General features: G+C 34.5%; 15 protein-coding genes. 12 read left to right on the top strand and 3 right to left on the bottom strand.

Going from position 1 to position 13,999, the window contains the following annotated elements:
* Positions 1-2: 2 nt before the first annotated feature.
* From hisC to Q0845_RS23580, 9 genes are all read left to right on the top strand, one after another.
* A complete protein-coding gene (gene hisC / locus Q0845_RS23620; protein ID WP_298519040.1) occupies positions 3-1,049 on the top strand; it encodes a histidinol-phosphate transaminase in 1,047 nt (348 codons plus the stop codon).
* 128 nt (positions 1,050-1,177) lie between these two features.
* Positions 1,178-2,311 carry a bifunctional histidinol-phosphatase/imidazoleglycerol-phosphate dehydratase HisB gene (gene hisB, locus Q0845_RS23615; RefSeq protein ID WP_298519037.1) on the top strand — a complete coding sequence of 378 codons (1,134 nt, stop codon included), beginning with the start codon at positions 1,178-1,180 and terminating at the stop codon, positions 2,309-2,311.
* Between the two features lie 169 nt (positions 2,312-2,480).
* A complete protein-coding gene (gene hisH / locus Q0845_RS23610; RefSeq protein WP_298519034.1) occupies positions 2,481-3,062 on the top strand; it encodes an imidazole glycerol phosphate synthase subunit HisH in 582 nt (193 codons plus the stop codon).
* A gap of 82 nt (positions 3,063-3,144) precedes the next feature.
* Positions 3,145-3,900 (top strand): 1-(5-phosphoribosyl)-5-[(5-phosphoribosylamino)methylideneamino]imidazole-4-carboxamide isomerase, encoded by a 756-nt coding sequence (hisA, locus tag Q0845_RS23605; RefSeq protein ID WP_298519031.1) that lies wholly within the window; start codon positions 3,145-3,147, stop codon positions 3,898-3,900.
* Positions 3,901-3,978: 78 nt separating this feature from the next.
* Positions 3,979-4,734: an imidazole glycerol phosphate synthase subunit HisF gene (gene hisF, locus Q0845_RS23600; RefSeq protein ID WP_298519028.1), complete on the top strand. Its 756-nt coding sequence runs from the start codon at positions 3,979-3,981 to the stop codon at positions 4,732-4,734.
* A 305-nt stretch (positions 4,735-5,039) separates the two neighbouring features.
* On the top strand, positions 5,040-5,684 hold the full coding sequence (gene hisIE, locus Q0845_RS23595) for a bifunctional phosphoribosyl-AMP cyclohydrolase/phosphoribosyl-ATP diphosphatase HisIE (protein ID WP_298519135.1): 645 nt from the start codon (positions 5,040-5,042) through the stop codon (positions 5,682-5,684).
* Between the two features lie 168 nt (positions 5,685-5,852).
* A complete protein-coding gene (locus tag Q0845_RS23590; RefSeq protein WP_298519025.1) occupies positions 5,853-6,236 on the top strand; it encodes a hypothetical protein in 384 nt (127 codons plus the stop codon).
* A 76-nt stretch (positions 6,237-6,312) separates the two neighbouring features.
* The gene (locus Q0845_RS23585; protein ID WP_298519022.1) at positions 6,313-7,101 is read left to right on the top strand and encodes a tRNA pseudouridine(38-40) synthase TruA; all 789 of its coding nucleotides are present in this window, start codon (positions 6,313-6,315) and stop codon (positions 7,099-7,101) included.
* Positions 7,102-7,244: 143 nt separating this feature from the next.
* Positions 7,245-7,412 carry a hypothetical protein gene (locus tag Q0845_RS23580; RefSeq protein WP_298519019.1) on the top strand — a complete coding sequence of 56 codons (168 nt, stop codon included), beginning with the start codon at positions 7,245-7,247 and terminating at the stop codon, positions 7,410-7,412.
* A 112-nt stretch (positions 7,413-7,524) separates the two neighbouring features.
* Here Q0845_RS23580 and Q0845_RS23575 read toward each other — a convergent pair whose 3' ends face one another.
* On the bottom strand, positions 7,525-8,835 hold the full coding sequence (locus Q0845_RS23575) for a DEAD/DEAH box helicase (protein WP_298519016.1): 1,311 nt from the start codon (positions 8,833-8,835) through the stop codon (positions 7,525-7,527).
* 192 nt (positions 8,836-9,027) lie between these two features.
* Between Q0845_RS23575 and Q0845_RS23570 the strand changes: the two genes are divergently transcribed.
* The 3 genes from Q0845_RS23570 (at position 9,028) to Q0845_RS23560 (ending at position 12,765) form a co-directional block, all read left to right on the top strand.
* Positions 9,028-11,733 carry an FAD-binding protein gene (locus tag Q0845_RS23570; protein ID WP_298519014.1) on the top strand — a complete coding sequence of 902 codons (2,706 nt, stop codon included), beginning with the start codon at positions 9,028-9,030 and terminating at the stop codon, positions 11,731-11,733.
* Positions 11,734-11,796: 63 nt separating this feature from the next.
* Positions 11,797-12,027 (top strand): hypothetical protein, encoded by a 231-nt coding sequence (locus Q0845_RS23565; RefSeq protein WP_298519011.1) that lies wholly within the window; start codon positions 11,797-11,799, stop codon positions 12,025-12,027.
* A gap of 54 nt (positions 12,028-12,081) precedes the next feature.
* Positions 12,082-12,765, top strand: coding sequence for a DUF2461 domain-containing protein (locus Q0845_RS23560; protein WP_298519008.1), 684 nt, complete (start codon positions 12,082-12,084; stop codon positions 12,763-12,765).
* A 2-nt stretch (positions 12,766-12,767) separates the two neighbouring features.
* Here the strand turns inward: Q0845_RS23560 and Q0845_RS23555 are convergent, their stop codons facing one another.
* On the bottom strand, positions 12,768-13,337 hold the full coding sequence (locus Q0845_RS23555; RefSeq protein ID WP_298519005.1) for a hypothetical protein: 570 nt from the start codon (positions 13,335-13,337) through the stop codon (positions 12,768-12,770).
* A gap of 118 nt (positions 13,338-13,455) precedes the next feature.
* Positions 13,456-13,875, bottom strand: coding sequence for a glyoxalase (locus Q0845_RS23550; RefSeq protein WP_298519002.1), 420 nt, complete (start codon positions 13,873-13,875; stop codon positions 13,456-13,458).
* Positions 13,876-13,999 lie beyond the last annotated feature (124 nt).

The following is a 13,999-nucleotide window of genomic DNA, read 5'->3' as shown; positions in this document are numbered from 1 at the left end:
CAATGAAAACATTCAATATAAATTCTCTCATCAGAGAAAACATAAAAACACTCAAGCCATATTCCTCAGCCAGAGACGAATACAAAGCTTCTGGAAGTGAAATGGTATTTTTGGACGCCAACGAAAATCCTTATGAAAACGGAGTCAATCGATATCCAGATCCGCAACAAAAAGATGTAAAAGTGGCGTTGGCAGCAGTAAAAAACTGTAATCCAGCCAATATAGTTTTAGGAAATGGAAGCGATGAAATTCTCGATCTGATTTTCAGAGCATTTTGTGAACCAAAACAAGACAATATCATTACGTTGCCACCAACCTACGGAATGTACAATGTATTAGCTGGTATCAATGATGTGGAAATCAAAGAAATATTCTTAACGGAATCATTTCAACCTAAAGTGGACAAAATTTTAAGCACAGCAGATAAAAACAGTAAAATTCTATTTCTCTGCTCACCAAATAATCCAACAGGAAACAGTTTTAGTAGTGAAGCTGTAGAAAAACTACTCAAAGAATTTAATGGAATCATAGTGATCGACGAAGCATATATAGACTTCTCAAGCCAAGAAAGTTGGTTGAATCGGCTTGAGGAATTTCCTAACCTTATCATTACACAAACGCTTTCAAAAGCGTATGGAATGGCAGGCATCAGACTTGGAATCTGTTATGCTTCGTTCACTATTGTAGAAATTTTAAATCGTATCAAACCGCCATATAATGTTAATTTGCTCACACAATCTCGTGCATTGGAGCGTATTTCAGCATATGAAAGTGTACAACAAGAAATTGATCGCATCCAAGAAGATAAAGCACAATTAGCAAAAGCGCTGGAAGACGTCAATTTTATTGAAAAAATATTTCCATCGGACGCGAACTTTATCTTAGTAAAAGTAGATAATGCCAATCTTCGCTACGATCAGTTAATAAATAAAGGAATTGTAATTCGAAACCGAACGACACAACCTTTATGTGAAAACTGTTTGCGATTTACGGTTGGGACGGAAAGTGAAAATCAAAGATTAATCAAAGCTTTAAAAGAAATTGGCTAGGATTGTCATTCCTGCGAAGGCAGGAATCCAAAAATAATGAAAAGGAGATGCTGAATTAAACTCAGCACAACAAAAACATAGAAAACGTCACATTGAACTTGATTCAGTGTCACACACAAAAATAAACCATGAAAAAAGTACTATTCATAGATCGTGATGGAACAATCATCAAAGAACCTGCTGACGAACAAATCGACAGCTTTGAAAAATTAGAATTCTACCCAAAAGCTTTATCAGCATTGCGAAAAATTGCCAAAGAGCTTGATTTTAAATTGGTCATGATTACCAATCAAGACGGTTTGGGAACAGCAGTATATCCTGAAAATACATTTTGGCCAGTGCACAATTTTATCTTACAAACACTTAAAGGAGAAGGTATTGTGTTTGACGAAATCGTGATTGATAGAACGTTTGCAAAAGACAATGCGCCAACACGTAAGCCAAATACAGGTTTGTTGACCAAGTATTTTTCTGAAGAATATGATTTAGAAAACTCGTTTGTTATTGGCGATCGCTTAACGGATATTGAATTGGCTAAAAACTTAAACGCAAAAGGTATATATATCAATGACGAAACTTTTTTAGGAACAGATGAAATTACAGTAAAACGTTCAGAATTAGACGCTTTTATTGGTTTAGAATCCAATGATTGGGACGAAATATATGCCTTCTTAAAAGCCAAAGAACGCAAAGCTTCATTGACGCGTAATACCAATGAAACTCAAATTCAAATTGATCTGAATTTAGACGGAACAGGAAAATCAAATATGGAAACAGGAATTGCTTTCTTTGATCACATGTTAGATCAAATTGCACGTCACGGACAAATTGATTTAGATATCAAGGTTAATGGTGATTTAGAAGTTGACGAACACCATACAATTGAAGATACTGCGATTGCTTTAGGAGAAGTGTTTTCGGAAGCTTTAGGAAACAAATTAGGGATTGAGCGTTATGGTTTCTGTTTGCCAATGGACGATTGTTTAGCGCAAGTTGCTATTGACTTTGGAGGTAGAAATTGGTTGGTTTGGGAAGCAGATTTCAAACGCGAAATGATTGGAAAAATGCCAACGGAAATGTTTTTTCACTTTTTCAAATCGTTTACAGATGGCGCCAAAGCAAACTTAAATATCAAAGCAGAAGGAACCAACGAGCACCACAAAATAGAAGCAATTTTCAAATCCTTTGCAAAAGCCATCAAAGCAGCCGTAAAAAGAGATGTAGAAAAAATGATTTTACCATCAACCAAAGGAATGCTCTAGGAAATTTTAAATAGTTTCAAAGAACAAATTGTCAAATTGAAAAAAAAGAAAAACATAAAGGTATTTGGTCTTTGGTAGTAGGTATTAGTAAGTTACTCAAGAAGTACTATGAAATAGAAATGATACTTTTTAATACCAAAATCCAAGACCTAAAACCCAAGACCCAACAATGAAAATAATCATCATAAATTACGGCGCAGGAAACATACAAAGTATCAAATTTGCTTTGCAACGTTTGGGTGTTGAAGCAATTCTTAGCAATGATGCCGATGAAATTAGAAATGCCGATAAAGTCATATTTCCTGGTGTAGGAGAGGCGAGTAGTGCCATGAAAAAGCTTAATGAAAGTCAATTAGACACCATCATTCCAACCTTAACACAACCTGTTTTGGGGATTTGTTTAGGAATGCAGCTCATGTGTAATTCTTCGGAAGAAGGAAATACCAAAGGTTTGGGAATATTTGATACCGAAGTTATGCGTTTTTCTCAAAATGTAAAAGTGCCACAAATTGGCTGGAATACCATTCAAAACTTGAAAAGTCCATTGTTTGAAGGTGTACGTGAAAACGAATATATGTATTTGGTTCACAGTTTTTATGCTCAAAAATCAAATGAAATGATCGCAGAAAGCAACTATGATATTAGTTACGCTTCCGCATTACAAAAAGACAATTTTTACGGTGTCCAATTTCATCCAGAAAAAAGCAGCAAAGCCGGAAGCAGAATACTAAAAAACTTTCTAGAATTATAAAAATCGGTAAAACAAACAAGCGAAGCGTCCAAATAGACAGACAAACAAATCAACAGATGACAAATCAACAAAAAAACAAAAAATGAGAATCATACCCGCAATAGATATCATCGATGGAAAATGTGTGCGTTTATCCAAAGGCGATTACAATACCAAAAAAATATATAACGAAAACCCACTAGAAGTAGCGAAACAGTTTGAAGATGCAGGAATTCAATACTTACATATGGTTGATTTAGATGGTGCCAAGGCAAAACATATCGTTAACTATAAAATTCTAGAAAAAGTAGCTTCAAAAACCAATTTACAAATCGATTTTGGAGGCGGATTAAAATCGGATGAAGATTTACATGTTGCGTTTGAAAGTGGCGCAAAACAAATCACAGGAGGAAGTATTGCTGTAAAAGACAGCGAAACCTTTACCAAGTGGATTCAAAAATATGGCAGCGATAAAATTATTTTAGGAGCTGACGCAATGGATGAAAAAATTGCGATTAGTGGTTGGCAAGAAGAAAGCAAAGAAGAATTAATTCCGTTCATTCAAAAATACCAGCAAAAAGGCATTGAATATGTGATTTGTACGGACATTGCCAAAGACGGAATGTTAGAAGGTCCATCGTTTGATTTGTATGAGAAGATTTTAAAAAACTGTACGCAGAATGTCACATCGAGCGCAGTCGAGATGGCTTCAAAAACGATCAAACTGATCGCTTCTGGAGGAATCTCAACCTTTGATGAACTCCCGAAACTAAAAGAATTTGGCTGTGAAGGTGTCATTATAGGAAAAGCGATTTACGAAAATAAAATATCACTCAAACAACTAGAAACATTGATTTAATGTATTTCCTGCGTGTCATATCGAGCGCAGTCGAGATGTAATTTTTAATCATTCAATCTTTAAATTAACTAACAAAAAATGCTTACAAAAAGAATCATTCCTTGTTTAGATATTAAAAATGGACGTACAGTAAAAGGAGTCAATTTTGTCAATCTCCGTGATGCTGGCGATCCAGTAGAATTGGCTAAAATTTATGCAGAAGAAGGTGCAGATGAATTGGTCTTTTTAGATATTTCGGCAACGGAAGAACGTAGAAAAACATTGCAAAAGTTAGTCTTAGATGTGGCTGCACAAGTTGATATTCCATTTACTGTTGGTGGCGGAATTTCTTCGGTAGAAGATGTAGATCACATGTTGCAAGCTGGCGCAGACAAGGTTTCTATCAATTCGGCAGCTGTAAAACGACCAGAACTTATCAATGAACTCGCTTCAAAGTTTGGAAACCAATGTATTGTAGTGGCTATTGATGCAAAACAAATTGATGGCGAATGGATTGTACATTTAGTGGGAGGAAAAGTACCTACAGAAATCAGATTGTTTGATTGGGCAAAAGAAGTTGCGGAACGTGGTGCGGGAGAGATTCTATTCACATCCATGGACAATGATGGCACCAAAGACGGATTTGCAAACGAAGCATTGGCTACGCTTTCAACCATCGTAAATATTCCAATAATTGCTTCAGGTGGAGCAGGAAACATGCAACATTTCAAAGACACATTTATCGAAGGAAATGCAGATGCAGCATTGGCTGCCAGTGTTTTTCACTTCAAAGAAATCGGAATTCCAGAACTCAAACAAAACCTAAAAGATAACGGAATTAATGTGAGAATTTGAATTAAAAATGTCATATCGAGCGCAGTCGAGATATCTTTGAATAATGAACTTAAAAAATAGTTTTGAGATGTTAGTAGTGAGAATTGAGAAGTTTAAAAGTAGTTCTCGATACAAATTTGCTTTGCAAATTCACTCGAACTGACGTTAAGAGTAAAAACAAATCAACAAACAAGCGAAGCGCCTAAAAAACAAATCAACAGATTAACAAATAGACAAACAAGCAAAGCGCCCAAAAAAACAAATCAACAGATTAACAAATTAACAAACAAGCGAAGCGATCAAAAAACAAATCAACAGATTAACAAATAGACAAACAAGCAAAGCGATCAAATCAACAAAAAGAAAAACAAATGAATATCAACTTCAATAAAAATAATGACGGATTGGTTCCTGTAATCATTCAAGACTATAACACCAAAAATGTCTTAATGTTAGGCTATATGAATGAGGAAGCGTATACAAAAACAGTATCCACAGAAAAAGTGACATTTTTTAGCAGAACCAAACAACGTTTATGGACAAAAGGAGAAGAAAGCGGGAATTTCCTAAGCTTAGTCAGTATTCAAAACGATTGCGATAACGATACGTTACTCATCAAAGTAAACCCAGTAGGGCCAACATGCCACAAAGGTTCTGATACTTGCTGGAATGAAGAAAACACAATGACTTTTGGATTCTTAAGTCAATTAGAAGACACCATTCAAAATCGCAAAGAAAATCAAGATGATGAAAAAAGCTATGTGGCTTCACTCTTCCGAAAAGGCATCAATAAAATCGCTCAAAAAGTAGGAGAGGAAGCAGTAGAAGTAGTTATTGAAGCCAAAGATGATAACGAAGATTTATTCTTAAATGAAAGTGCTGATTTATTATTTCACTATCTAATTCTGTTACAAGCAAAAGGTTACAAGCTCAGCGACATCGTAAGTGTTTTAAAAAATCGCGAAAAGTAAACAAACAAATTAACAAACAAGCAAAGCGCCCAAACAAACGAATAACAAAAAGACAAATTAACAAACAAGCAAAGCGCCCAAACAAACAAATAAACAAACAGACAAATCCACAAACTAACCAACAGACAAAAAAAATCCTTATCATTGCACTGTCTTTAGTAAAAAACTATGTTCGATCAACTATTTTACAAAACAGTCTTAAGCTATAAAGCACAAGCAAAGAAACAGAAGCATAAAAAACTGATGTCTCTGGCAACTAACTATATAACAGTACTTCAACTGAGTATATTACTAGTGGTAAGCATTGTTTTGATCAAAGCAACCAACAGTACTTTCTTATTATATTCTAGTATCTACGAACAAGTTTTTTATATCATTTTAGCTGGAATTGTATTGTATTTATTCAATGCTTTGTATTACAATGGAAAACGCATGTTACAAATTAAAAACAGAGCTATTAAGGAAAATACCAAAGGCACTGAAGTTTGGAAACTATGGAGCATTCCTATCGTAATCATTGCTTTAGGATTTATTCTACTAAAAGCGGCATAAAAAGTCCTTCCCAAATCAACAAACAAGCGAAGCGCCCAAATCAACAAATCAACAAAAGTTAAATTCACAGAAAAAATTGAAAAGAAAACGCTATTACTATCTAATTACGCTCCAATACTTAGGATTTCGCTATCACGGATGGCAAAAACAACCTGATGTAAATACAGTACAGCGTATGACAGAACGTACTTTAGCGTATGTGTTTGGGCATAAAAACTTCAAACTATTAGCTTCGGGACGTACAGATGCCAAAGTATCTGCGAATGAAATTGGGATTGAATTATTTTTAGATAATGAAACGCTAGACATTCCTGAATTTTTACCACTTTTCAATAAAAACTTACCGCAAGATATTCGTGCTTTAGATATTATTCAAACGGATGAAAAATTCAACATTATTCAACATCCAAAAGTAAAAGAATATGTCTACTTATTTGCCTTTGGAGAAAAGTATCATCCTTTTGCAGCACCTTATATGACCAATGTTCTAGGTGATTTAGATGTGGAACTAATGAAAAAAGGAGCAAAGCTATTTGAAGGAAATCATTACCTGAAAACTTATTGCTACAAACCGACAGAACATACGGTTTTAGAAGGTGAAATAGAATTGTGTGAAATTGTGGAAAACGATCTTTTTACGGCTAATTTCTTTCCAAAAAAAAGTTATCTATTACGCGTGCAAGGAGCAGGATTCAAACGTCATCAGATTCGCATGATGATGGGCACACTCATACTTTTAGGTAGAGGAGAATTGGATTTAGACTTCATCAAACGTTCGTTATTGCCTGGTTCTACTCTAGAAGTCAATTACATCGCTCCAGCTTCTGGCTTAATCTTGAACAAAATGACCTTCAAAGATTTATAATTGTCAATCTTCTGTTGTATCTAAGCAACAAATTTACAATCATTTTTTTACAACCTCTAATTCATAAACCAACGGTAAACGTTCTTGTTTGGGCGTATTTTCTAAGCTAACTTCATACAAGTATTAATTTAAAATAAAGTATTATGAAGAAAAAACAAGTGAAACATTTAGAACTAACAAAAAAAGTAATTTCTAATCTTAGAGAAGAAACTTTGGTAGGAGGAAAGGCATCAACAACTTGGTGCGACATCGAATGCTATAAAGAATCTGATACCTATGCCAATCAAACTTGTGACTGTGAACCAAGGTAAATTGAATTTAAACACACTTTTAAAATGAGTATAAAAGAGGTTGTGAAAAACCTCTTTTATCATTAAAAAAGAAAAATATGTAGCAGTTAAATAAGTCTAGTAAGTCTTAAAACTAATCACGTCTTCTGTTTCGTGAACGCGAATTTTTACGCTTGCTATTTCTAGAATTGGAATTGGAATTAGAACGATTTCTATTGTTTTGACTTCCGCCAGAATTAGCTTTTCGCGAAGAATTTGACTTCTTTCGCGATCGTTGTGGACGTTCTTGCTTTGGTGGTGGCGTATAATTAGGATCTACTTCAAAACCTTCAATCTCTTCAGTAACTAACTTTTCGCCTAACAACTTCTCAATTCCTTGTACATATTCGTATTCTTCAGCAGAAACTAATGAAATAGCTTCTCCACTTGCACCAGCACGACCTGTACGACCAATTCGGTGTACATAATCTTCAGGAACATTCGGCAATTCAAAATTAATTACGTGTGGCAACAGCGGAATATCCAAGCCTCGTGCAGCAATATCTGTTGCGACTAAAATTCGAATAGCTCCTTTTTTAAAACCGCTCAAAGCTTTGGTTCGTGCGTTCTGAGTTTTATTTCCATGAATGGCTGCTGCACTAATATCTTTAGAAATCAACTTCTTAGTCAGTCGATTAGCGCCGTGCTTTGTGCGCGTAAATACCAAAACCTGACTCCAATTTCCATCAGAAATCAATTTAATCAACAAAGTTGTTTTTTGTGGTTTATCAACCTTATATACTTTTTGATTTACTTTTTCGGCAGTTGTATTCTCAGGAGTGGCTTCCACCGAAACAGGATTATGTAAAATACTGTTTGCTAGCTTCTTAATGTCTTTTGAAAATGTTGCTGAAAACAATAAGTTCTGTCTTCGTTTTGGAACGAGTTCAATCACACGTTTAATATCGCGCAAAAATCCCATATCCAACATTCTATCAGCTTCATCCAACACTAACATTTCTACTTTGGCTAAGGACAATGCTTTCTGACTATGTAAATCGAGTAACCTTCCTGGCGTAGCAACTAAAATATCCACACCATTTCGTAAAGTTCTAATCTGTGGTTTTGCATTCACACCACCAAAAATAACGGTAGAACGAATATCTAAAAACTCACTATATTCCTTCACATTTGCAAACACTTGAGCGGCTAATTCTCGTGTAGGCGTTAAAATTAATGCTCTAATGGGTCTTCTGCGTAATGGTGGTTGCTGTGATAACAATTGTAACATTGGCAAGGTAAAACCTGCTGTTTTTCCAGTTCCTGTCTGTGCAGATGCCAATACATCTTTGCGTTCTAAAACTAATGGAATTGCCTTTGCTTGAATGGGAGAAGGCGTTGTATATCCCTTTTTACTGATAGCACGTAACAGCGCATCAGATAATCCTAATGATTTGAATGACATAAAAATTGTTTATGAAATGACAATCTTTATGGTAAAACCTCATTTCTGTATGAAGTCCAAATGTACAACCATTTTTCTCTTTTAACCCTTTAAAGCAATTTAATTAAAATCGCGTACAATTACGTATTGTTTGTCTTACAAATTCATTCTAAATTCGATGTTTTTAGAATACAAATCTTAACCCAAACCTATATGAATTACGCTTTCAATTTTTCTGGTGACCATAACCAGATAGATGACAATTTGACCAAAAACAATTTCCAAGACGCTGATTTCACCCTACAATGCTGGATTCAAACAACTAAATCTGGCGAAATTCTGTCCAAGCAAACCAACAACACTTCTTTTTCGTTACATATAAATACACAAGGAAATATTGTGTTTACGGTCACAGAAAAAGGAATTTCAAGAAGCATTACAGCTTCAAATGTTTCTGTAATTGATAATGCATGGTATCACATAACCAGCGTAAAAACGGAACAATTTCTATATCTCTATATCAATGATTTTTCTCTAGCACTCGAAAATCATTCGGAAAGCGCACCGTCGAATTCAACTTCAGAATTTACCATTGGAGGAACTGAAAATCAGTATTTCAAGGGAACAATCAGTCAAGTTGCTGTATGGAACAAAGCATTGCTTGTGCATGAAGTTGCAAGGATCAGGGAAGAAGAAAATATAACGGATGCCGATGGTTTGCTAGATATTATAGCATTTATTATAAAAGAAGAAATTGATCGTATGTTTCCTGAAAACCTTGGATTAAAAGTGACTGTGAAAATACGAAATACATCGTATGAAACCCTTCATTTAAAGGATGCAAAGCGTTATCCAAGCTATATTCCTAAAACCATAGATGTAGGTAGTGAAGAAATAATTGAATTGATGTCAAGCAGTATAACTTCGGTGATTAAGCGTGAATTTTGCTATGAAAACAAAAGCGGAAGTACAACATTGTTGGTTCGAAAAAATTTAAACCAATTCGATACTATTATCAGTGTAGTTTCTGAAAAAGATTTGGTAGATGATTTAGCAATAAAAACGAACTTACCGTTAATTTCAGAAGCCGAATTGGTGATTGGAGAAAATATGGTGGTTGTCAATACACGAAATCTGTACAACTTTCTAAATGGATTACGAGGACACTTAAAATGTGATCAAATACAAACGCCAGGCGGAAATTTAATTGATGAAATAGAGTACAACAAAGCTAGTCAGGTATTTAACCGTAGATTTCAACTGAAACCATTTGCTATTATCTATTGTGAATCTACTGAAGATGTACAACGCGTGTACAAAGATGCCATAGCGAACAATTTACCAATCAGAGTACGATCTGGAGGACATGATCATGAAGCAGAATGTTCAGGAACTGATGTTATTTTACTAGACATGTCGCGAATTAATCATGTAGAAGTGAGTCATGATAAGAAAGTTGCACGTATTGGCCCAGGAATTCGTTTTAAAGATTTAACGCCGCAATTAGCGTTAAATGAAGTTATGATTCCACACGGAACTTGTGCCACTGTTGGTGTAGCCGGATTTACATTTGGTGGCGGTTGGGGACCGTGGACGCGAAAACACGGAATGAATTGCGAAGGACTGGTCGGCGCAACAGTCGTATTAGGAAATGGGAAAATTGTACAATTGACTACCGATTACAGTGATACAAAAGATTTATTATGGGCGCTAAAAGGCGGCGGCGGAATGAGTTACGGAATTGTCACAGAATTGCAATTAGAAGTCTTTCCATTGCCGGAAAAGCTTATCAAATATGAATTGGAATGGAATATGTATGAAAAAGATAATCCGTCTGTAATTGACACGCGTAAGCCAAACAAACATACAAAAGCGATTATCAAAGCTTGGGAAAATGTCATTATCAATAAAGACAATATATATTCTGGTGACGATTTTACGAATGATCAATTGATCGGAACAAATTTAAAAGTATCTGGACAGCACTTAGATGTTTCTCCAACTGAGTTTCATCCAGAAAAAGCCATTCACAATTGTGTCATGTATGGATATTGGCAAGGAACTGAAAAAAGCTTACTATCGTTTGTAGACCATTGTTTTGTAGGAGAAGCAAAACCTTATGAATTGCGTCTAATTGGGAAAGGCGGACAGCGTTTAAATTATGCTGACGACGGATTGATGAGTGCTTGGGATAGAGAATCGTTCAGTGCTATCAAAAGAACCATCAAACTTGCAAATTTTGATACTGCAGCCAAATCGAATGCCGAAGCAACCATTAACAAGAATGAGTCAACATACGATAAAGTCTATACAATTGGGGAAGTCAGTGCTAAAAACAGCAATTTGGATATGGCAACGGAAATATTTCAGCTTTCTTCCACAAAAAAACCATTACCACCAGATTTAGATGCGCCAGCACCACATAAAATTACATCTCGCTTGGCCAATGAAGGTGGTTTAGGAGATATTGGACTCAATCAATTAATTAGGTCCTTAACTTCGGAATTAATTTTACCAGACAATCGTTCGCTAGGTTTATTTAATTATATCACCTTAGGAGCCATTGTTGGAGAATATTATGATAACATGTCTGAAGAAGCTAAAAAACGAAGTGCTTTTCCATACAAAGACAAAGCGTATACCATTCAATATCAGACATGGTGGAATACAGAATTGCTTCAAAAAGAAGAAGAGCAAAACAATAAAGTATACGACAGAACCAATAGAGCTTTAGATTGGATGCAAGTTTGTCGAGATTATAAAATTAAAAATTCTGGAGGTGCATTTATCAGTTTCAAAGATGCTTCAATCCCAACAGAAACGTATTTTGGAGACAGTTATCCAGATTTGATTCAAGTGAAAAAAGACTATTCTAAAGATCCACTGAATCATTTTAGAACTCGAAAAACGATTGTATAATAAACGAACAGAATTTATAAAATAAGCATGCTATACGTATGCTTATTTTTTTATATTTAGTTTATGGAAGATCATATCATATTCTGGCCAATTGGTTATCTATACTTGTGGATTCGCTATAGAGATGGTGAAAAAGTAGCCAAAGTCAAAAGAGAATTATATGAAAACAGTTATTCAGTAGCAGGAGCACAGCTTCTTATCTCTGCTTTTGGAGTCGTATTATTTATAGTACTTTCGATCTTTCTAATTGCTGCGATTTACGCTGTCTTTAAACATCCGCCAGCAGCTTATTAAAAACAATTTTTCGTACCATTGAATATTTTGTATTTTAGTGAAAAATAATCGATAATGAACGAAACAATCCCAAGAGAAACCTTTTCATTTTTAAGCAGACTTCAAGAAAATAATACCCGTGAGTGGTTTACAGAAAACAAAAAAGAATTTAAGGAGATTGAGAAAGAGGTAAAGCAATTTTACAATCAATTAGGAGAGCATTTAAACAAGCACGACCAAATTGATAAGGTAAAAATATTCCGTATTTATCGAGATGTTCGTTTTTCAAAAGATAAAACACCCTATAAAACGCACTTTGGTGGAAGTTTTCATAGAGTAAAACCAAGATTGCGTGGAGGTTACTATCTTCATATTCAGCCAAATAATGAATCGTTTATTGCAACAGGCTTTTGGGAACCAAATAAAGATGACTTGCTCCGAATTCGTAAAGAATTTGAAATGGATGATACTGAAATTCGTAAAATCATCAATAAAAAAGCATTCAAAGACACTTGGGGACCGTTTGTTGGAGATGAAGTAAAAACAGCTCCAAAAGGCTTTAGCAAAGAACATGCGGCTATTGATTTAATCAAAAAGAAGCAATTTATATTTACCAAAAAATTGACGGACAAGGAAGTGACTTCTCCAGATTTTATGACGCAAATAGATACGTACTTTAAAGCAATTCGCCCATTTTTCAATTATATGAGTGAAGTGTTAACAACCGATTTAAACGGAGTTTCTTTATTTGAAGAGTAACCTTAGTTGTTTTTTAGCTTATAATCTGCTAAATTTTTATCGTAATTAGATTTTCCAGTCTCGTACTCTGAAGAAATTTCAGAATTTACGAGAATGAAAATGCTATTGGTAGCATCGTTGAAAATTTTGGAAGTATCATGAACGTCTTTTGGAGAAAAATAATCTACAAAAGAATTCAAATCATCAATCTGTTGTAATTGATCGTTCTTGTGATTGTATACTTTCGTTTGTAAATGAGAATCTTCTATATAATGTACTTGTATACCTGAAATATTAGGTGGATTTAAGGTTACATCTGTCGTATTAAAAATCGTATCTGTGTAAATCGTTACTGCTTGCACCGTTTTCGGATCATACGTTTTAGAAAAGAAATCCTTTAAAACATCTTTAAAATACTGAACAGAATCGTTTTTTATATACAAATGATACGAATCTTTATCTTCAGCATCAGGATGTGAACCCAACCAATATTCGATAGCAAAAGTGCTGTTCTTTATAGAAATATTTCGGTAACCATCAGCCTTTACTTGTTTTCTGCCAAAAAAATCACAGGAAACAAAAAATATACTCATAAGGACAACAAATGCAATAGTGAAACGCTTCATATCTTTTCTTCTAATAAATATGGTCGCAAAGATATTGAAAATGTCCTATAATTTTGTAGCGCAATTTAAAAAAATGCAATGCTCATTAAATGACTGCGGAAAATGCAATATCCTTCTCAAAAAGTAAAATATTATCTTTCAAACGCTCCACAACAATATTCATCATACGCTTATTTAACGGAGATGAATTCTGAATATACGTTTGATATTCTTGAAGCGTAAACTGTCCTATAATCATACCTTTGAGTGAATTGCGAAACTTCATGTCTTTTTGAATGGCATTTTCAATATACAGCAAACGTTTTTCCATAGATAAATCGTAAAAAACATTCTTTCGTTTAGCAATATAGTTTCGGAAAGCAGCAATTAATAAGGGACTTTGAAGTTTGATAACTGGACGTAGTGTGGAATTTTGAAAGCGCTCGTCTTTTGACATATTTTCAGAAATAGATTTCGGTGAAATCTGTGGTCGCGCTTTAACTAAATCATTTTCTCGATCGTTCATAACACTTAAGTTTTACTAAAATTAGAGATAATAGATGTTAATTCTCAACAGGTTATAAACAACTTGTTAACTATTTTATCAACAATACGAAAACTTACAAACAATAGATAAATGCTGTAAGAAT

The organism is uncultured Kordia sp. (genome assembly GCF_947489565.1).
In the GTDB taxonomy this organism is placed as follows: domain Bacteria; phylum Bacteroidota; class Bacteroidia; order Flavobacteriales; family Flavobacteriaceae; genus Kordia.
This window is presented reverse-complemented; position numbering and strand designations above follow the sequence as displayed.